Annotated in this window: 15 protein-coding genes; 6 read left to right on the top strand and 9 right to left on the bottom strand. The window is 41.9% G+C overall.

Going from position 1 to position 19,552, the window contains the following annotated elements:
• Window positions 1–798, bottom strand: coding sequence for an ABC transporter substrate-binding protein (locus J4N22_RS10060; RefSeq protein ID WP_207493867.1), 798 nt, complete (start codon window positions 796–798; stop codon window positions 1–3).
• 152 nt (window positions 799–950) lie between these two features.
• Between J4N22_RS10060 and J4N22_RS10055 the strand changes: the two genes are divergently transcribed.
• Window positions 951–3,254, top strand: coding sequence for a PAS domain-containing sensor histidine kinase (locus tag J4N22_RS10055; protein ID WP_207493866.1), 2,304 nt, complete (start codon window positions 951–953; stop codon window positions 3,252–3,254).
• Window positions 3,255–3,306: 52 nt separating this feature from the next.
• Here J4N22_RS10055 and J4N22_RS10050 read toward each other — a convergent pair whose 3' ends face one another.
• Together J4N22_RS10050 and J4N22_RS10045 are read right to left on the bottom strand one after the other, a co-directional pair.
• On the bottom strand, window positions 3,307–4,662 hold the full coding sequence (locus J4N22_RS10050) for a pyridoxal-phosphate dependent enzyme (protein WP_207493865.1): 1,356 nt from the start codon (window positions 4,660–4,662) through the stop codon (window positions 3,307–3,309).
• A 186-nt stretch (window positions 4,663–4,848) separates the two neighbouring features.
• On the bottom strand, window positions 4,849–6,456 hold the full coding sequence (locus tag J4N22_RS10045) for a S41 family peptidase (protein ID WP_242692118.1): 1,608 nt from the start codon (window positions 6,454–6,456) through the stop codon (window positions 4,849–4,851).
• A 326-nt stretch (window positions 6,457–6,782) separates the two neighbouring features.
• On the opposite strand from J4N22_RS10045, the gene J4N22_RS10040 reads away from it, so the two are divergent.
• Complete coding sequence (locus J4N22_RS10040; RefSeq protein ID WP_207493864.1) at window positions 6,783–8,510, top strand: phospho-sugar mutase; 1,728 nt, start codon at window positions 6,783–6,785, stop codon at window positions 8,508–8,510.
• An 83-nt stretch (window positions 8,511–8,593) separates the two neighbouring features.
• On the opposite strand, the gene J4N22_RS10035 is transcribed toward J4N22_RS10040, so the two are convergent.
• Window positions 8,594–9,112, bottom strand: a complete 519-nt coding sequence (locus J4N22_RS10035; RefSeq protein ID WP_207493863.1) for an outer membrane beta-barrel protein — start codon at window positions 9,110–9,112, stop codon at window positions 8,594–8,596.
• A 137-nt stretch (window positions 9,113–9,249) separates the two neighbouring features.
• On the opposite strand from J4N22_RS10035, the gene bshC reads away from it, so the two are divergent.
• Window positions 9,250–10,845 (top strand): bacillithiol biosynthesis cysteine-adding enzyme BshC, encoded by a 1,596-nt coding sequence (gene bshC, locus J4N22_RS10030; RefSeq protein ID WP_207493862.1) that lies wholly within the window; start codon window positions 9,250–9,252, stop codon window positions 10,843–10,845.
• A gap of 37 nt (window positions 10,846–10,882) precedes the next feature.
• Here the strand turns inward: bshC and J4N22_RS10025 are convergent, their stop codons facing one another.
• From J4N22_RS10025 to J4N22_RS10010, 4 genes are all read right to left on the bottom strand, one after another.
• Window positions 10,883–11,413 (bottom strand): rhodanese-like domain-containing protein, encoded by a 531-nt coding sequence (locus J4N22_RS10025; RefSeq protein ID WP_207493861.1) that lies wholly within the window; start codon window positions 11,411–11,413, stop codon window positions 10,883–10,885.
• Window positions 11,414–11,415: 2 nt separating this feature from the next.
• Window positions 11,416–12,357: a DUF6929 family protein gene (locus J4N22_RS10020; RefSeq protein ID WP_207493860.1), complete on the bottom strand. Its 942-nt coding sequence runs from the start codon at window positions 12,355–12,357 to the stop codon at window positions 11,416–11,418.
• Window positions 12,299–12,826 carry a 5-(carboxyamino)imidazole ribonucleotide mutase gene (gene purE, locus J4N22_RS10015; protein WP_207493859.1) on the bottom strand — a complete coding sequence of 176 codons (528 nt, stop codon included), beginning with the start codon at window positions 12,824–12,826 and terminating at the stop codon, window positions 12,299–12,301. Before purE ends, J4N22_RS10020 begins: the two co-directional genes overlap by 59 nt.
• Window positions 12,827–12,983: 157 nt before the next feature.
• Complete coding sequence (locus J4N22_RS10010) at window positions 12,984–14,111, bottom strand: 5-(carboxyamino)imidazole ribonucleotide synthase (RefSeq protein ID WP_207493858.1); 1,128 nt, start codon at window positions 14,109–14,111, stop codon at window positions 12,984–12,986.
• A gap of 197 nt (window positions 14,112–14,308) precedes the next feature.
• Between J4N22_RS10010 and hppD the strand changes: the two genes are divergently transcribed.
• The 3 genes from hppD to J4N22_RS09995 all read left to right on the top strand — a co-directional run bounded on the left by hppD (window position 14,309) and on the right by J4N22_RS09995 (window position 18,222).
• Window positions 14,309–15,439 (top strand): 4-hydroxyphenylpyruvate dioxygenase, encoded by a 1,131-nt coding sequence (gene hppD / locus J4N22_RS10005; protein WP_207493857.1) that lies wholly within the window; start codon window positions 14,309–14,311, stop codon window positions 15,437–15,439.
• Between the two features lie 85 nt (window positions 15,440–15,524).
• Window positions 15,525–16,277, top strand: coding sequence for a L,D-transpeptidase family protein (locus J4N22_RS10000; RefSeq protein ID WP_207493856.1), 753 nt, complete (start codon window positions 15,525–15,527; stop codon window positions 16,275–16,277).
• A gap of 115 nt (window positions 16,278–16,392) precedes the next feature.
• Window positions 16,393–18,222 carry a M61 family metallopeptidase gene (locus J4N22_RS09995; protein ID WP_207493855.1) on the top strand — a complete coding sequence of 610 codons (1,830 nt, stop codon included), beginning with the start codon at window positions 16,393–16,395 and terminating at the stop codon, window positions 18,220–18,222.
• Here the strand turns inward: J4N22_RS09995 and J4N22_RS09990 are convergent, their stop codons facing one another.
• The gene (locus J4N22_RS09990; RefSeq protein ID WP_207493854.1) at window positions 18,223–19,479 is read right to left on the bottom strand and encodes an aspartate kinase; all 1,257 of its coding nucleotides are present in this window, start codon (window positions 19,477–19,479) and stop codon (window positions 18,223–18,225) included.
• Window positions 19,480–19,552 lie beyond the last annotated feature (73 nt).

The raw sequence follows: 19,552 nt of genomic DNA, 5'->3' as shown, positions 1-19,552 counted from the left end.
TTAGCAATTTACCTGATTTGATCGTATTTCTTCCAGCAGTTGGTGAAAATACTTTGGTGCATCCACCAGCCTGCTACCATACCAGCTAAACATTTCGCCATCTACTAAAACAATGCGTGTTGCAGGTAAGTACTGTTGCAATTCCTGAATATGTTTTTCTTTGAAAGGATAAGGTTCTGAAGATAGCAGCAACAGATCGCAGCCGCTTTCAGCTAATTGATCTTTGGTTACTTGTGGATAGCGTGTGGTGTCTTCCAGTATATTTGAAAACCCGCAGCGACGCAGCATATCTCCAATAAATGTATCACCGGCTGCAGCCATGTACGGTTCTCTCCATATCAGGTAGGCACAAGAAAGTTTTTGTTTTAATTGTAGTAAATCAGCATTCTCTAGTTGTTCAAAATTTTTCTGTATTGTTTGTTTGATCTCCTTTGCTTTTTCATGCTTGTTGGTAAGGGTTCCAATAGTTGATATCATTTCCAACGCCTCTTCCAGGTTATTTACATCGCTTACATATACCGGAGCAATCTCTTGCAGTGCTTCCACCTGCTCCTTTACATTTTCTTCTTTATTGGCAATGATAAGCGTAGGTTTTAGAAGCATTACCTTTTCTATATCTACAGTCTTTGTTCCGCCAATTCTTTGCTTGCTTCTAAACCAACGTTCAGGGTTAATACAAAACTTAGTGATGCCGACCACTTCATCTTCTAAACCGAGGTGGTAAAGCAGCTCAGTTTGTGACGGGACAAGTGAAACAATTCGTTGCGTTTGTGATAGGTTAACTGGTGGAACATTCATAATCAAATATATACACGTGAATTGACTCTCAAGATCTACTGATTTGAGTGCGGAGAAATAATTGAAGCAATTCCTGTTTGAGTGCCTTCATTTATACTTATAAGAATTTGAGCACGAACATTTATTATTACCTTTCACGCAACAGTTTATCCATGAATTCAGAAGCTAGTCTCATACCTGATATTATCAATAAGGAAGTACTTAAGTTGAGCATAGAAGCCTCGCCTGAAGCTGTATTGGTGCTGGATCAACAAAAGCAAGTATTGTACTACAACAATAACTATGCAGCCATGTGGGGTATCGCCCGTATGGAGCATGATAGTCATGATGATGCTCTTCTATCAAAAGCTCTTTCTAAGGTGAAAGATCCGGTAGAGTATGCCCGACGAGTAAATGAGATCTACGCGCAACCGGATGTCACCAGCCACGACCAGGTAGCATTGAAAGATGGAAGAATTCTTGAGCGATATGGAAAGCCAATCAGGGGAGAGGATGGTAAATATTATGCATGGGCCTGGTTCTTTCGCGATATTACCCAGATAAAACAACAGGAGCAAAGGCACCAGCAAATACTGAATTCTCTTCCGCAACTAGTATGGACTTCCTCGGCATTTGGAGTACCCGATTATTACAATAAAAGCTGGTGTAACTATACAGGAAAATCAGTTGAAGAACTCATGGGAAATGGGTGGCAGTCTATTGTTCACCCCGCCGATCTTGCTGAGGGATTGAAGCACAGGCAAGCTACTTTGAAGACACGCGAAACATTTAAATGGGAAGCAAGATATAGAAGATGGGATGGCATGTACAGATGGCATATTATGCATGCTGAGCCGGTAAAGGAAGGGGACGAGGTACTATATTGGGTAGGTACATGTACTGATGTGGATGATCTGAAAAGAGCAAATGAACAACTGGAAGCCAGCAAAGAAGAGTTGAACAGCCTGGCTAATGCAATGCCGCAACTGGTTTGGATAGCTGATAATAATGGTGTAGTTGATTTCTATAATAACAGGATAGAGGAATTTAGTGGAGCAACCAGGCTGGAAGATGGAAGATGGAAATGGGCAGGGTTGATTCATCCGGAAGATGAGCAGCTAACCGTAGATGCCTGGAACCATGCAATTAAAGAAGGTGTTACTTATGCTGTAGAACATCGTGTGAAGATGAAAAATGGAAGCTATAAGTGGCATCTTAGCCGCTCGTTTCCACAACGAAACCATGAGGGCGAAATCATAAAATGGTATGGTACTGCTACTGATATCCACGAGTTAAAGCAGTTGGAAAGGGAACTGGAGCAGCGGGTGAAAGAGCGAAGCAAGGAACTTATTCAGCAGAAAAACCTTCTTGACTCTATTCTTAAACATTCCCCTGCGGGTATAAGTGTTTATACTGCCATAAGAAATGCAGAAGGTGTTGTGGTAGACTTTCAATGCATTCTGGCCAACGATGCTGCACAAACATATACCGGCTTGTCCAACGAAGAAAGGTATTCAAAGACTGTTTTAGAGATCACACCTTCACTTGAAGGTAGCCCGCTTCATAATATGGCCATAACAGCTGTTGAAGAAGGAAAATCTTTCCGTACAGAGTTTTACAATGAAAACTTACAGAAATGGCTGGAACTGGTGGTAGTAAAAATGTATGAGAACCACTTGATAAATGTTTTCCGTGACATAACACCCATCAAGGAAACGCAGCTACAACTAGAAAAACATATAGATGATTTGAAGCGTACCAATTCTAACCTGGAAGAATTTGCTTACGCAGCCTCACATGACCTGCAAGAGCCGGTTCGGAAAATGAAGATATTCACCGACAGGTTGAAGAAAAGCTTGGAGGACCAGTTGGATGCTGAACAGGAGAAGTATTTTGAAAGAGTAGAGTTTGCTGTCAGCAGAATGGGTAGTTTAATTGATGACCTGTTGTTGTTCTCATTCGTCACAAAAGGAGCCACTTTTGAAGACGAAGTAGACCTGAATCGCAAGGTTGATTTGGTACTACAGGATCTTGAACTGGAAGTGGAGGAAACAGGTGCTAAGATCACCATTGATAATTTGCCGACCATTTCTGCTCATAAGAGGCAACTGCAACAGTTATTTCAAAATTTACTTACCAATGCTCTAAAGTACAGGAAGCCTGGCGTGCCACCAGAGATCAGCATTTCCTGCTCAAGATTGAAAGGAAGCGAAACACCCGTACTGATGCCTGCCGAACATGCTAGTAAAGAATTTTACAAACTACAGATCAAGGATAACGGCATTGGCTTTGAGGAACAATATGCAACTGAAATTTTCAAACTCTTCAGTCGCTTGCATGGAAACAATTATACAGGAACCGGTATTGGTCTTTCTATTGTTCAAAAGATAGTGGAGAACCATGGTGGTTACATTTGGGCAGAAAGTAAGGTGGGAGAAGGAGCCACTTTCAACATTTTATTTCCTGTTGAACATTAATTCATTTATCAAAAAAATAAAAAGGCGCTCACTGTTGGAGCGCCTTTTTCAGCTATTTAGCCAAGCTCTGAATTACGTCGTACTTCGTTAAAATGTGGAAATCACCAGTATCATCTTTTGCCAGCACAGCACCATTTTCTTTATTTATCAGGCCGCTTACTTTTTCTACAGGTGAGTCGAAAGCAACTACAGGGTAGGGTGCTTCCATTACTTCTTTCACCGCCTGGGCTTTGATGTCAGGATTGTTGATGATCTTTTTAAATAAACCTCCTTCGCTGATAGAACCGACAATTCCTTCTCCATTAAGAACAGGAATGTGTTCAATATCGTACTTCTTCATCAGTTCTACAGCATCGGCTACTGTTTGTGAAGGTTCTATAGTAACCAGTCTTTTTTTGCCACGTGCGCTTACAATGTCTTTAAATGTCTTCACTTCCAGGAAACCGCGTTCCATCATCCACTGGTCGTTGTAAATTTTTGCAACATACCTGCTTCCATGGTCGTTGAAGATGACAACCACAACGTCCTCCGGCTTCAGTTTATCTTTTAGTTGCAGCAATCCTTTTACAGCAGTTCCCGCACTATATCCAACAAATATTCCTTCTTCACGTGAAATGCGGCGTGCCATTACAGCGCCATCTTTATCGTTTACCTGCTCAAACAAGTCAATCACGCTCATGTCGTAGTTGGCTGGAATAAAATCTTCACCAATACCTTCAGTTACGTACGGGAAAACTTCATTGGTATCCAGTTCACCTGTTTCATGATACTTCTTCAGCAACGATCCAAATACATCAATTGCCCATACCTGTATGTTTGGATTTTTCTCTTTGAAGTACCTGCCTAAGCCTGTGATGGTTCCACCTGTACCTGTTGCTACCACCAGGTGAGTGATCTTACCTTCTGTTTGTTCCCAGATTTCAGGGCCAGTAGTTTCGTAGTGAGCCTGGCGGTTGGCCAGGTTGTCGTACTGGTTCATGTGAAAAGAGTTAGGTATCTCTTTGGCCAGTCGTTTTGCTACTGAATAATAGCTGCGAGGATCTTCAGGCTCTACGTTGGTAGGACAAACTATAACTTCAGCACCTACAGCCTTTAATATGTCAACCTTTTCTTTTGATTGTTTGTCGGTAGTGGCAAAAATGCATTTATAGCCTTTTACTACACCAGCAAGCGCCAATCCCATTCCAGTATTACCGCTGGTACATTCTATAATAGTTCCACCCGGCTTTAGTTTTCCTTCCTGCTCGGCTACTTCCAGCATCTTTATTGCCATCCGGTCTTTCATCGAGTTGCCGGGGTTGAAGTATTCTACCTTAGCCAGTACAGTGCAAGGCAATTCTTTGGTTACATTATTCAGTTTTACAAGAGGCGTGTTCCCGATCGTTTCGAGAATATTTTTTTGCCACATAAGCAAGCTTTTTATTTAGCGGCCAAAGGTAAGGAAATAGGAGAGGGAGGAGGTTTGATGTTTAAGGTTTGGTGTTTAAAGTTTAAAGTTTCACTGCAAAGTTTAATATTTACCCGTACCTGCTCACCACTCACCATTCACGTCTCACCAGTTTCATCTAATGCCTCAAGTGTTATCCCTCACGCCTTACTTCATCACCTCCATTGCCTTTTTTACAAAATCATCTGTTCGGTTCATTACCTGGTAGTAGCCTTCCTGGCGCCACATTTGCCTGGCCAGTAAACCCGGGATGCGCTTCAAAATATCGGCTTTGTCTTTAGCGCTTACTTTAGCAAGGTTGATGGTATCTTTTGCTGCAAAGTTCTTCAGTGCTTCCCATTCGTTATCACCTGCACGAAAAGCTTCAGCCAGGTCATTTGCTTTTTGGTAATTGGTAAGTTCAGGCTTGTGTTGTATATAATAGGTATAGATAAAATTGCTGAGTGTGCCTTTCAGGTAGAGTTTTACAGTTTCGTCACCCATACTGGTTGTATCTAAAGGCACGTACACATCAGGTGTTATGCCACCACCACCGTATACTATTCTTCCGCCTGGTGTTTTATAAGCCGGACCTGACCTGCGGGTAGTGTCGCCTTTCAACACCTCGCCATTTTGAATGCGGGAGGTTACTTCTTCTTCATATTTCTCGTATCCTTCTTTATATGACTTCTGAATGTTGCGGCCAAGCGGGGTAAAGTAGCGGGCAACGGTGAGGCGTAAAGCGGAACCATTGCTTAATCCAAATTGTTCTTGTACCAATCCTTTTCCAAAGCTGCGACGCCCAACAATAGTTGCCCTGTCCCAATCCTGTAGTGCTCCACTCAAAACCTCGCTGGCGCTGGCCGAGCTTTCATCTACCAAAACTACCAGTTGTCCTTTCTCGAACAAACCATCGCGTTTACACCTGTATTCATATTTAGGTACATGGGCACCTTCTGTATAAACGATCAGTTTATTCTCATCTAAAAATTCGTCTGCAATGTTTACGGCCTGTGCTAATAAACCGCCACCATTTCCACGAAGGTCTAAAACGAGCCTTGTCATCTTTTGCGCCTGCAGTTTTTCCAGTGACATCATGAACTCGCGGTAGGTGCTTTCAGCAAATTTGTTGATATGTATAAAACCGGTTTGCTGATCTATCATGTATGCAGCATCTACAGAAGGAATGGCTATGGTGCCACGTTCTATAACAACGCTTACAGGTTTACCATCGCGGAGCACGTTTACCTTTACAGGAGTTCCTTTGCCGCCCCTTAGTAATTTTCTAATGTCTTCGCTTTTCATGTTCACGCCAGCAATCTGTATGCTGTCGTTGATGCGGATCACTTTGTCGCCCATTAGCAGACCGGCTTTTTCAGAAGGACCACCAGGAAGTACATTTAAAACATTGACAGTGTCGTGAAATATTTGGAACTCAACACCTATGCCACTAAAGTTGCCGCGCAATTCATCATTGGCCAGCGTAAGGTCGCTGGCAGGAATGTAAACAGAATGCGGATCGAGTTGGTGAAGAAGGTTCTGGATTGATTTATTACTTAAAGAGTCTAGACCGATAGGGTCTACATATTTCATATCTACCAGGTCGAGTACTTCCTGGAATGTATTGCGATTGATCACTTTGAAAAAACCCGGAACAGCAGTGTTCTCACGCAATTTAAAACCAACGATCATTCCAAGCACCATGACCAACGAAAACAACAAAGGCAACCAAACCTGTAACTTCCTGTTGCCCATCCTATTATTTCTCTCTTGCATAGGGCGCGAATTTCATTATTTATCAGCAATTAAATTCTTTAAAGTTTAAGACTGGAGGTTTTGTGGCAGAAGAGTTAGGCTTTATAGTTTTTATGTAAAGGAAAGAGGACACGAAAAGCAAAAAGGTATGTGCCTGCTGTAAATGTTTCAGATACAAATAATTCTCTACATCTAAGTGCCGAAGTAACAGTTTATCGTTTAATTTGCCACACTGCAAAAACAGCCGATGTGCCAGTTGCCGATGAACTGAGCGTAGCAACGATGTAAAACCGGAGTTACAATGCTGGTACAATAATTACTAACAGAATAAACCAAAATTGAACATTATGGACGCTGCTATATTGGACAAAGTAAATGTATGGTTGAACGGGAACTATGACGAAACTGTAAAGGCGGAAATCAAAAAGCTACAACAGGATAATCCTGATGAATTGGCTGATGCTTTTTACCGTAGCCTTGAATTTGGTACGGGTGGTCTGCGCGGGTTGATGGGTGTGGGTACCAACCGTATGAATAAATACACAGTGGGCATGGCCACGCAAGGCTTTAGCAATTACCTGAAAAAGGTTTATGGCGAAGTAGAGATTAAAGTTGCTATAGCACATGACTGCCGCAACAACAGCAGGTTTTTTGCTGAAACGACTGCTAATGTATTTGCTGCTAATAATATCAAAGTGTACCTGTTTGAAGACCTGCGTCCTACGCCGGAGCTTTCTTTCACTATTCGACATTTGGGTTGCCAGGCAGGTGTAGTGCTTACTGCATCGCACAACCCCAAAGAATATAATGGTTATAAAGCGTACTGGAATAATGGTGGCCAGTTGGTGCCACCTCACGATAAGAACGTGATCACCGAGGTAGAAGCGATAACCAGTGTGGATGAAGTGAACTGGACTGGCGGCGAAAGCAACATCAGTATTTTGGGCAAAGGAATGGATGATGCTTACTTGGAAATGGTGAAAAGCCTGAGCATTTATCCTGATGTAATTGAGCGGCAGAAAGACCTGAAGATCGTTTACACATCTATACATGGTACCGGTATAACGCTGGTGCCGGAAATACTACAGCGTTTTGGTTTCACCAATGTGCATGTAGTGGAAGAACAGGCTGTGGTAGATGGTAATTTCCCAACAGTTGTTTATCCAAATCCAGAGGAAAGCGAGGCGATGAACATTGGCTTGCAGAAAGCAAAAGAACTGGATGCAGACATACTGCTGGGAACTGACCCGGATAGTGACCGCGTAGGTATTGGTGTAAAAGATACCAATGGAAACTGGGTACTGATGAATGGTAACCAGACTGCTGTGCTTGCTTTCAATTACATGATTGAGGCGCGCAAAACAAAAGGAATAGCGGAACCAAACGATATGGTGGTTAAAACAATTGTTACCACCGAAATGATTGACCGTATAGCAGCAGAAAACGAGGTGAAGTGTTATAATGTGCTTACCGGTTTCAAATGGATAGCTGAATTGATAGAGTCCAAGCTGGGTGAAGAGAATTACATAGTAGGAGGTGAGGAAAGCTATGGCCTGATGATAGGTGATAAGATAAGAGATAAAGATGCAATTTCTGCTGTAGCTATGCTTTGTGAAATGGCTGCTTTTGAAAAGGATAAAGGTCGCAGCTTGTACGAAAAAATGATTGACCTGTACGTACAATACGGAGCTTTCAAAGAGGGATTGATAAGCATAACTAAAAAAGGTATGCGCGGTGCAGAAGAAATAGCTGAGATGATGAAGAGCTACCGTGATAATCCTCCGACTACCATTAATGGTTCGCCTGTGGTTCGCCTGCTTGATTACCAGGAGCAGGTAGCGCGCAACCTGCAGGTAGGAGAGGTGTCTGATATTGCTTTACCAAAGAGTAATGTACTGCAGTTTGTACTGGAAGACGGGTCTAAGGTAAGTGCAAGGCCGAGTGGTACCGAGCCAAAAATCAAATTTTATTTCAGTGTGAATGCTCCGCTGGAAAGTGCTGATAAATTTGCTGAAGTAGAACAGGAACTGGATGCCAAGATCCAGGCAATCATCACAGATATGAAGTTGAAGTAATTTTTATAACCTGGAGATGGAGTAGAAGTTCTGTCTCCAGGTTTTCTTTCTTAGGATTTTGTTTCTGCCTATTATTTTAGAAACTAGCTTTTGCGGTTGCGCCAAATGCTAAACAGCGCCTTAAAGTTTAACCGCACATTGGTACCGCCACTGATGTAGTCTACTCCAGCATCAACGAAGTAATCCTCTGTAAGATTTATTCGTTTTCCTGCACCAATTAGATAAGAAAATTCTACGTTGCTGGCTGTTTTATATTCCGGACCTGCTGAACCATTTACATACCATCCGGAACTGCCAAAGACGTATTTGTAGCCTCCGCGAAATGAGAAAATATTGATGTTTTGCTTCGTGCCTGAATGCTGGCCTGGAGCATTCTTCAATCCATGGCTGGCAAAACTGGTTTGCAGCAAAAGCACAGATCTGTTTGTGAAATTGTATTGAGCCATAGCCTCCATGCCAAAGCCAGTTTTCCACTGCTTATTTAGTAAGACGTAAGTGGGTACAGACACAAGTGGCCCAAGTGTAATATTGGTTTCATGTTTTTGAGCGAGTAGAGTACTTGAAAAGGCTATCAGAATTATCAAGATAAAAGTTGGCTTCATATTTTAATATTTCTGCCAGTGAATGTAAATCTTGCTGCTGACAGTAAGATCATTGAAAAAGAAATTCCTTCTCATCGGCTACTGGGTTCAGCACGCCTGCCTGCACAAACCTTGGTTTTACCTAACTTGCACCTCGCATGGAAACCAATTGTATTTACCTGCCTTACCAACAGACCGGCTCATTCTCTACCATAGTAACAGATTACCTGGCGCAGGATGAAAAACTCAAGCCTTTCTATACTCACGCACCTACTTTAGAAGGAATAAAAGCGGCAATTGAAGATCGCAGGTCATACATAACAGACAGGCAGCTTTTGGTAGACCAGCTTCGGGCTCAGTATGCCTCCATTGATTTATCTGCTCTTCAGCAGCAATACCTGGATGAGTTGCTACTGGATAACACTTTTACTATTTGCACGGCACATCAGCCCAATATTTTTACCGGCCACCTATACTTTATTTACAAAATTCTGCATGCCATAAAACTGGCTGATGAGCTAAGGCAACAGCTGCCTGCTTATAATTTTGTTCCGGTTTATTATATGGGCAGCGAGGATGCAGATCTTGATGAGTTAGGACACATCACCATCGATGGCAAAAACTATAAGTGGAATACAGCTCAAACAGGTGCTGTTGGCAGGATGAAAGTTGATAAAGCATTCATTTCCCTTATCAGTGAAATGGAAGGACAACTACTTATTCATCCTTATGGGCAGGAACTAGTGGATCTATTCAAACGTTCTTATACATTAGGTTCTTCTATACAGCAGTGTACGCTGGAACTGGTAAATGCACTGTTTGCTTCCTATGGCCTGCTGGTGCTCATTCCAGATAACGCAGCATTGAAACAACCTTTCAACCAGGTTGTAAAGCGCGAACTGCTTGAACAGTTTTCATATCCGCTGGTTCAGCAAACATGCGAAGCGCTTTCTCAGCATTACAAAGTGCAGGCTGGCGGACGACCTATCAATTTGTTTTACTTGATAGAAGATAAACGCGAAAGAATAGAAAAGGCAGGGGAGGAATATGTTGTTGTAAATCTTCAGAAAAACTGGAAAGAAGCAGAATTGTTACAGGAAGTAGATGAACATCCTGAGCGGTTCAGCGCCAATGTTATATTGCGCGGCGTCTTCCAGGAAATGATCCTGCCCAATATTGCATTTATTGGTGGTGGTGGAGAGCTGGCTTATTGGATGGAGTTAAAAGAAGTTTTTAATGCATGTGCTGTTCCTTTTCCTGTGCTGGTATTGCGAAATTCTTTCATGATGGTAAATGAGCAACAACTGCAGGCATCAGGTAAACTGGGTTTTGAGATAGATGAATTGTTTGCTTCTACAGATCAACTAGTTCATACGCTTATAAAAAAACATAATGGTGTAAAGCTGTCGCTGGAAGAAGAAATAGACGCAATTGAAACAGTTTATGATAAAGTGGCGGTTGCTTCTTCTACCATTGATGGTACACTTAAAGAGCATGTAGAAGCTTTACGCACACGTCACCTGAAGCATTTGAATGAACTGGAAAAGAAAATGCTGCGGGCTGAAAAGCGTAAATATGCTGCAGAGCAAAGGCAAGTGCAAAAACTACGTGACCAATTATTTCCTAAAAATGGTCTGCAGGAGCGGGTTGATAACTTTAGTTTGTTTTATGCAAATTTTGGGAAGAATTGGATAGAGAAGTTGTATAAAGTTTCACTGGCTTTAGATCAGAAGTTTGCTATTTTAAAGTTGTAGAAGCTGGTGTGCTAGTAGTTGTAGAGCAGCTATTAGGTCATAAGATCACTTCACCATTCCTGATCCATTTTGCCCACACCAGGTTATAACCATGAATATCTTTGGTAGCGCCTTTTGCGTTCACCAAACTCTTCTGTTGGTTGATCCACTCGAAGATGCCCCCATACAAGTTGCTTACATTAGCAAAACCTGTTTCTTGTAGATGCATGGCTGCTTTTTCGCTTCTCATTCCTATTGAACAATACACTACCACCGGTTGGTCTATTGGCAGTCTTTGCACCTGTTTTATTTGTTCGTCTTTTTCAGTTCCTATCCAAATGGCACCAGGCAAATGGCTTACCTCAAATTCTGCTTGAGTCCTCGAGTCCAGGATGATGTAACGAGCATAATTTGAATCTAGTTGCTGTACCGAAAGTTCGTTTACCTGGTGCTGCAATAGGTTTTGCAGGATGACATCAAAAGCCTTTTCTTCTACCTTACCTGAATGTTGCTGTTGCCTGAACCATGTATAGCCAACTGCAAGAAAGGCTGCCAATACCACAGCAGGAATGATGATCCACTTCTTCATGGTTATAAATCTATGGCTATTCTAAATAAAACAGAATTGCCTTTATCATTATCAGCAACAAGGTGTGCTATCACTTTATCTCCTTTCACACTTTCTATTGCAATTGATTCAATTTTTTGCCCATCGAACTGGGGTGAAACAGCAGGTAACTGATGCCATGTAGTTACGTTTACCTGCCCTGATTGTAAAGCTGACGAAGCATTATTGATCATCCCAATGTAACTGTCGCCAATAGCGCCATCATCAAAAGCATTGGTGGTTTCTTCTGTAGAGGCAGTAAAAATTAGTATGTCTTTTTCCGCTAAATAGGCCAGGCCGGAAATGCCTGCAATTAGTTCACTGGCAGGAAGCTGAATGTTGCAGGTCTGCACATGGAGTGTTGCGGTATCATGAACTGCCGCTACAGGAAGCATAATAAAGGTGTTCTGGGTTTGCTGTTGATTGGCCCTGTTCACCAGTACAAGTTTGTCATTTATAGTGGCTGCACCTTCTATATTTATTTCTTTGATCCCCGCTTTTTCTATGGCAGAAAAAACAGCAGCAAGGTCTTTCACCTCCAGCACCGACTGGCCGGAAGCAGGCAGTGGAATAAGTAAGCCAGATTTTCTTTTATCGGTGGAACCAGAACCGAAGCATATAAGAGTAGCAACACCATTATATGGTATGATGGCAGATGCTTCGTAATCATGTTTAATGTTTTTTGCCAGTCGCACCACATGAGAAGTATCGATGCTCAGACTGTCAATGCGGTTGTACTGCTTGTCGAGGAGTAGGATGCTGGAAGCATCGTCACCAATTAGGATCAACTGTTGATTGTGAATCTCCAAAGAAGAGCCAGAAGGAAAATCTAGGGTGGCAGAATGAAGAAGTTTTATTGCTCCATCATTACAAGCTGTCGAAGTAATTACTCCAGCCATCAGCAGATAATTTAGCAATTTTTTCATCCACCTGGGTTTGCATTTGTTGTTTGTATTCAGCCATTCTAGTAGCTAGATCATCATTGCTTGTAGCTAAAATTTGTGCCGCCAGCAGTCCTGCATTTTTAGCGGCATTCAGTGCTACAGTAGCTACAGGTACACCATTTGGCATCTGAAGAATAGACAGAATAGAATCCCAGCCATCAATACTATTAGAGGATTTTACAGGAACACCGATAACAGGAAGAGTAGTTATAGCAGCTACCATTCCAGGTAAATGAGCGGCACCACCAGCACCAGCAATGATAACTTTCAAACCTCGTTGCGCAGCGGTTTCCGCATACTTCACCATGCGCTGCGGCGTACGATGCGCCGATACTACGGTCAATTCAAAAGAGATATCAAACTGCTTCATTACATCTGCAGCAGCTTGCATAACAGAAAGATCGCTATCGCTGCCCATGATGATCCCTACTAAAGGTGATGTACCTGCCATTGTTTTGTTGTCTTATGTTTGATGTTTGATGTTTAAGGTTAGGTGTTTGATGTTTAATTTTTATTGTTTGATGTTTATGGTTTACATCGTTCATCCGAAGTTCTTCAAAACCTCCAACCTCCAACTTCTAACTTAAAACTTTAAACCTTAAACTTCTTTATCCCCCCTTCGCCACCACCTTCAGTACATGCTTTATCCTGTTGGCCTGGTGAATGAGTTCCTGTCGGTCGTTGCTCAGGATGGTTACATGCCCCATCTTCCTTCCTGGTTTGGTTTCTTTTTTCCCGTATAAATGCACGAATACATTATCCAACTTTAGTACTTCATTCAGTCCTTCGTAATGAGCAAGACCTTTATGTCCTTCTGCACCTACCACATTTACTATAGCTGAAGATTGTATAGCATCGGTATGACCAAGAGGATAATGCAGTAATACGCGCCACAGCATATCAAACTGGCTGCTATAATTACCTTCTATTGTATGGTGACCGCTGTTGTGAACACGTGGCGCTGTTTCGTTCACCCACACCTCATCATTATTATCAACAAACATTTCTACTGCAAAAAGTCCCGGGCTATTCAGCTGCATGATCACTTTAAGTGCGAAGGCTTCTGCTTTCCATAAAACTTTATCGGGTACCAATGCAGGGCTTATCTGGAAATCCAGCTGGTTTAGCAATGGATCAAACAACATTTCTGCAGGCGGATATATAGCAGTCTCGCCTTTATCGTTCATAGCTACTATGATGGCAATTTCTTGCTTAATGTTTACGCGTTTTTCAAGCACGGCCGGGCCATCAAACGCTTTATCTAAATCTTTTTCTGTTACCAGCATTTGCACGCCACGTCCATCATATCCGCCAGAAGCTAGTTTATGAACTGCAGGCAAAAAGTTTAAGTAGTCTTTCAGACCTTCAGCATTTTGCGTGGTCACAAATTCAGGGGAAGGAATACCATGACTGTAATAAAATTCCTTTTGCAGGATCTTATTATTGATGACACGAATAGCAGAAGGTTTGGGATAAACTTTTACCCCCTCGCTTTCCAACTTCTCCAGCGCATCCACATTTACCGCTTCTATTTCTATTGTGATGACATCGAGCTCTTTTCCGAAATTGTAGACTGCATCAAAATCACGTATGTCGCCCAATACAAAGTGATGGCAAAGATGAGCTGCAGGGCAGGCAGGATCGTTCTCTAATACATATGTTTCTACAGGGTAATTTATAGCAGCCTGTAAAAGCATTCTGCCTAATTGCCCACCTCCTAAAATGCCTGCCTTCATAGTTTTAAAATTGGGTGCGAAGATACCACCTCAGCTTTTGAAGCCGAAATTTTTTAACTTTGAAGCCAATGCGGTTGAAAGCCTTATACCACTTATTGATGAGTACGCTAGCTATGGATTCGCTGAGCGGCCTTTCTTAGTACCTACTTATTTTGAGCTTCCAGGCTCTTCTTCTTTACTTCCTAAAACTTATCAATATGGATACGCTAATTGCTACTAATATTTCCGCTGATACACAAACTGATTTTCTTCCGCTGCAAGGCACCGATTATGTAGAGTTTTATGTAGGCAACGCCAAGCAGGCAGCTCATTTTTATAAAACAGCTTTTGGTTTCCAAAGCCTCGCCTATGCCGGCCCTGAAACAGGCGTAAAGGACAAGGCTAGTTATGTAATTCGCCAGAACAAGCTGACGTTTGTGCTTACTACTCCGCTTCGTCCCAACAATCCTATTGCAGATCATATCTATAAACATGGAGACGGAGTAAAAGTGCTGGCTCTAAGAGTGGATGATGCTACCGATGCTTATGAGCAAACCACAAAGCGTGGTGGTAAACCTTATTTAGAGCCAACTAAACTTTCTGATGACAATGGTGAAGTTGTATTAAGTGGCATTCACACCTATGGCGACACTGTTCACCTATTTGTAGAGCGCAAAAACTACAATGGCGTATTTATGCCTGGCTACCGCAAATGGGAGAGTAGCTATAATCCAACTGAAACAGGTCTTTTATATGTAGATCATTGCGTAGGCAATGTTGGCTGGAACCAGATGAATCCCTGGGTGAAGTTCTATGAAGATGTAATGGGCTTCCGCAACATCCTTACTTTCGATGACAATGATATTTCTACTGAATATTCTGCCCTGATGAGTAAGGTTATGAGCAATGGAAATGGCTTTGTCAAGTTTCCAATCAATGAACCAGCGGAAGGTAAAAAGAAGTCGCAGGTAGAAGAATACTTGGACTTTTACAATGGCGAAGGTGTACAACACGTAGCTATTGCCACCAATAATATTATAGAAACAGTAAGTGAACTACAACGTAGAGGAGTGGAATTTTTGTCAATTCCTGAATCTTATTATCAAACAGTATTGGATCGTGTGGGTAAGATAGACGAAGATCTGCAGCCTCTTCAGAACCTGGGGATACTTATTGATCGCGACGATGAAGGATACTTGTTGCAGATATTTACTAAACCTGTAGAAGACAGGCCAACGTTGTTCTTCGAGATCATTCAAAGAAAGGGCGCAAAGAGTTTTGGTAAAGGAAATTTCAAAGCATTGTTTGAAGCCCTGGAAAGAGAACAGGATGCTCGTGGAAATCTGTAGCCTTAACTACAATTTAATCCACAGCAATTATACTTTAACTATAAATTTTTACGTGTAGAAAACGTATCAATTAGTTTTGGTTACCATGAAAGAATTTCGCCTCCTGGTCATTTTCCTTGTTGCTGGTTTTGTTGCGCATGCACAGCCTTCATTCATAGATTTTCAAAGAACTTACCCGCGTGTAGCTTCGGCATTGCGTGGTAAGGAAGAAATGCTGAAAAATGAATTTGCAGCGCAAGGCCTTAGATGGCCGGCAAAGCAGATGTACATCCGCAGTTTTAAATACGATAGCCAGTTGGAAGTGTGGGTGCGTAATGCAAGCGACGAGCCATTCAAGCTTTTCAAGACTTATAAAGTTTGCGCATTGGCTGGTGGAATGGGACCTAAGCGTATGGAAGGTGACTACCAGGTGCCTGAAGGGTTTTACTATATCAACGAGTTCAATCCCAAAAGCAATTACCATCTTTCATTAGGTATCAATTATCCTAATCCGTCAGATCGCGTACTGAGCGACTCAGCCAGACCCGGTGGAGAAATATACATACACGGTAATTGTATCACTGTAGGATGTATTCCTATACAGAACCCGCAGATAGAGGAATTGTATGTACTGGCCGCTCATGCCAAAACACATGGACAGGATTTTATTCCGGTACATATTTTCCCGATCCGATACAACAATAAAAAAAGCCTGGAGTACCTGGCTAAGGCGACCAAGGACGATAAGGACCTTCAGAAATTTGCTATCAAGATCAAAGAAGTCTTCGATTATTTTGAAGAGAACAAGAAACTGCCATTGATCTGTATCAACAAAAACGGTGATTACCTGGTGATGTAACCGTCAAAATAATTTCAGGAAGGGATATGGTCGTCGAATGTTGATTGTATCTATATTTATTGAAAATAACATCAAGCAGAGAACCAGCGTGTTCTCTGCTTTCATATAATGCCTTATGAAAGATTTTCTGAAGCTGGCGGCTTTTATTTTTTTTCCTGTTTTTGCAAGTGCACAAAACGAATATACCTATCACGCCGACCTGGTGAACGTAAAAAAAGACCAGGTGGCAATCGAACTTCACACGCCACCAGTCAAAGAAAAAACGATCATCTATTCATTTCCCAAGGCTATTCCGGGTTCCTATTCTCAAAAAGATTTTGGTCGTTTTATCACCGAGTTTACAGCATACGATAATGCTGGGAAAAAGCTAAAAGTAAAAAAGCTGAACCCCAACCAATATGAGATCGCTTCAGCCAATGAGCTAAAAAAGATCACTTATAAAGTAGATGATACCTGGGATGAAATGCATCCAAACTTTGTTTTCCAGCCGGGTGGTACCAATATAGAAGCAGGTAAAAATTTCGTGCTGAATAATCATGCCTTCTTTGGTTACCTGGAAGGTTACAAAATGCTGCCTATAAAGCTGGTGATAAATAAGCCAGAGGATATGTATGGTGCCACCAACATGAAGGTTGACAGAACACCAACCAAAGATGTTTTGTATGCAAAGGATTATGTTTTCCTGGCTGACAACCCGATTGTTTATGCCAAGCCTGATACAACATCTTTTCTTGCTGGTACCACAAAAATCAACATCAGTGTGTATTCTGCTACAGGTAAAGTAAAAAGTGAGCAAATAGCAGGTTGGCTAAAACCAATGGCCAGTGCTTTGGCTAAATTTTTCAATGGCTTACCCGTTGCTTCTTACCAGTTCCTTTATTACTTTGATGACCCGGCTACGTCTATGGCGCGCAAGAACAATGGTGGCGGATATGGCGCACTGGAGCACAACTATTCTTCGCTTTACTATTTACCTGAAGTTCCGCTGGAAAGCCAATTGAAGTCGCTGGTAAACGAGGTTTCCAGCCATGAGTTTCTACACATACTTACACCGCTGAACCTGCACAGCAAAGAGATCCATGATTTTGATTATGTAAATCCAAAGATGTCGAAGCACCTTTGGTTATACGAGGGTGTTACTGAATATTTTGCACACCTGGTTCAGTTGCAGCATGGAATCATCTCGGAAGAAGAATTCTTTAAGAACATGCGCAGCAAAATTGGCCAGGCTAAGGAGCATTGGGATTTTTCGATGACTGAGATGAGCAAGAACGTGCTGACAGACCAGTACAAGTCGAAGTATGAAAGTGTATACAACAAAGGCGCATTACTTGGTTTAGCACTTGATCTTTTTATTCGTGAAAAGACAGATCACAAGAAGGACCTAAAGGATGTGGTGCTTTCTTTATCAAAAAAGTTCGGCCCTGAAAAGCCTTTTGATGATGAAACCTTTTTTGATGATTTCATTGCTGCCTCTCATCCTGCTGTGCGTGGTTTTATTGCAGATTATATAGAAGGTGCAAAGCCATTGCCGATAAACGAATACATGGACAAGATGGGCTATGAATTTGCGCAAGAAAAGCAGGTGAATGGATATTTTATCTCCACCCAACTAGGCCTGAAGTATGATGATGTAAATAATAAATTTTTATTTACTACCGGTAGCGGAGAGAATGCGCTTGCTATCAAGAACAATGATGTTTTCTATAAAATAAATGGAATAGAGGTAACGGAAAAAAACCTGGAAGAGGTGTGGGAGAAATACTTCCGTTCCAATAGTACCATACCAACGCTTACGCTTACGGTTATAAGAAATGGTGTAGAGACAGAATTGAAAGGCGACCTGTACAAAGGTTACAAGAACGAACAGGACTATGTTGGCCCTGTTGATAATCCTACTACTGAGCAGAAAAGGATGCTGGAAAAAATTGTTGGACGTAGTTAATTAGCGATAAAGTACCTGCACTGTTTCCTGGGTTTTTTGAATAAGAACAATATCAGCGTTAGCTGTCATGCTATCTAAAACTTCTGGCGTATAGTGGCGGATGGTAAGCAGTGACAAGCCTTTTTCAACCTGCACATCAAAACATTCGCTGGCAGCGGCGGCCAGGTTGCTGATCTTTTCTTCATGATCATCTACACATAACAAAACGTTAATAGCACCTGTCTGGATCAGGTTCGGCCGCACTTTTACTTCACCAAAGATTTTGTAAAGCAGGCTCATAGGTTGTTCGCCAACGAAAGAAAAATCCTGGCTGTGCAGGTGAAGAATTGCCTGGTTCTTTTTTACCACAATAACCGGCGGAAGACCTTTTACAGCCTTACCACTTACTGTAGTGCCTGCTTCTAATGGATTGATAAACGAGCGGACATGCAGCGGAATGTTCTTGTTCTGTAGCGGCTTTATGGTTTTTGGGTGGATCACCTGTGCGCCATAAAAAGCCATTTCAATGGTTTCATTGAAATTTAGTTCGGCTAAAAAACTAGCCTCGGGAAATTCTTTCGGATCTGCACTCATTACCCCAGCCACATCTTTCCAGATAGTCAGGTTTTCAGCATTTAAAAGGTTAGCAAAAATGGCAGCAGTATAATCACTTCCTTCGCGACCTAGTGTTGTGCTTTCATTCTCATCAGTTGATCCGATAAAGCCCTGGGTGATATAGATCTTGCCATTATCTTTTATAGGAGAATTATAAAGGTTCTGCTTCGTTACATTCCAATCTATATTGGCATCTCTAAACGTATCATCTGTTCTGAGAATATCTCTTACATCCAGCCATTGGTTAGCTACACCTTTTTCATTCAAATAAGCACTCACGATGCAAGTGCTCAACAGTTCTCCCACACAAACAATCTGGTCGTAGTAGTAATCAAATTCCTGCACTGGATTATCATGCAGCAACCACTCCACTTCAGTAAAAAAGTTAACCAGTTCCTCCAAGGTTTGGTTGTACGTGGTTACTAGCAGGTATTTGGCAGTAGTAAGATGGCTTTGTTTTATAGCTTCAAAAAGATTTAGCGCTTCTTCTTTTTTACCCGCAAAAAAAGCTTCGGCTACTTTTTCAAGTGCATTGGTTGTTTTGCCCATTGCCGAAATAATTACTACCAACGACTGCCCCTGGTACGGAAGAATGATGTTTGGAATGTTCTGGATCCTTTCTACGCTATTTACACTTGCCCCGCCAAACTTAAAAACCTGCATATTGAATAAGTTGAAACTTTAGATGGCGGCAAAGATACAGTTGAGGATGAAGTAAAAGCTGACCAAAATGTAT

The sequence above is a fragment of the Aridibaculum aurantiacum genome (genome assembly GCF_017355875.1).
Taxonomy (GTDB): domain Bacteria; phylum Bacteroidota; class Bacteroidia; order Chitinophagales; family Chitinophagaceae; genus Segetibacter; species Segetibacter aurantiacus.
Note: the sequence above shows the minus strand (reverse complement) of the source record. Positions and strands in the feature narration are given on the sequence as shown.

Bases quoted from the DNA above. Each gene is read 5' to 3' on its own strand.
- J4N22_RS10045 (WP_242692118.1), bottom strand. From the start codon at position 6,456: ATGCAAGAGAGAAATAATAGGATGGGCAACAGGAAGTTACAGGTTTGG.
- J4N22_RS10020 (WP_207493860.1), bottom strand. From the start codon at position 12,357: ATGAAAAAATTGCTAAATTATCTGCTGATGGCTGGAGTAATTACTTCG.
- J4N22_RS10050 (WP_207493865.1), bottom strand. From the start codon at position 4,662: ATGTGGCAAAAAAATATTCTCGAAACGATCGGGAACACGCCTCTTGTA.
- J4N22_RS10035 (WP_207493863.1), bottom strand. From the start codon at position 9,112: ATGAAGCCAACTTTTATCTTGATAATTCTGATAGCCTTTTCAAGTACT.
- J4N22_RS09995 (WP_207493855.1), top strand. From the start codon at position 16,393: ATGAAAGATTTTCTGAAGCTGGCGGCTTTTATTTTTTTTCCTGTTTTT.
- J4N22_RS10000 (WP_207493856.1), top strand. From the start codon at position 15,525: ATGAAAGAATTTCGCCTCCTGGTCATTTTCCTTGTTGCTGGTTTTGTT.
- J4N22_RS09990 (WP_207493854.1), bottom strand. From the start codon at position 19,479: ATGCAGGTTTTTAAGTTTGGCGGGGCAAGTGTAAATAGCGTAGAAAGG.
- bshC (WP_207493862.1), top strand. From the start codon at position 9,250: ATGGAAACCAATTGTATTTACCTGCCTTACCAACAGACCGGCTCATTC.
- purE (WP_207493859.1), bottom strand. From the start codon at position 12,826: ATGGCAGGTACATCACCTTTAGTAGGGATCATCATGGGCAGCGATAGC.
- J4N22_RS10060 (WP_207493867.1), bottom strand. From the start codon at position 798: ATGAATGTTCCACCAGTTAACCTATCACAAACGCAACGAATTGTTTCA.
- hppD (WP_207493857.1), top strand. From the start codon at position 14,309: ATGGATACGCTAATTGCTACTAATATTTCCGCTGATACACAAACTGAT.
- J4N22_RS10040 (WP_207493864.1), top strand. From the start codon at position 6,783: ATGGACGCTGCTATATTGGACAAAGTAAATGTATGGTTGAACGGGAAC.
- J4N22_RS10055 (WP_207493866.1), top strand. From the start codon at position 951: ATGAATTCAGAAGCTAGTCTCATACCTGATATTATCAATAAGGAAGTA.
- J4N22_RS10010 (WP_207493858.1), bottom strand. From the start codon at position 14,111: ATGAAGGCAGGCATTTTAGGAGGTGGGCAATTAGGCAGAATGCTTTTA.
- J4N22_RS10025 (WP_207493861.1), bottom strand. From the start codon at position 11,413: ATGAAGAAGTGGATCATCATTCCTGCTGTGGTATTGGCAGCCTTTCTT.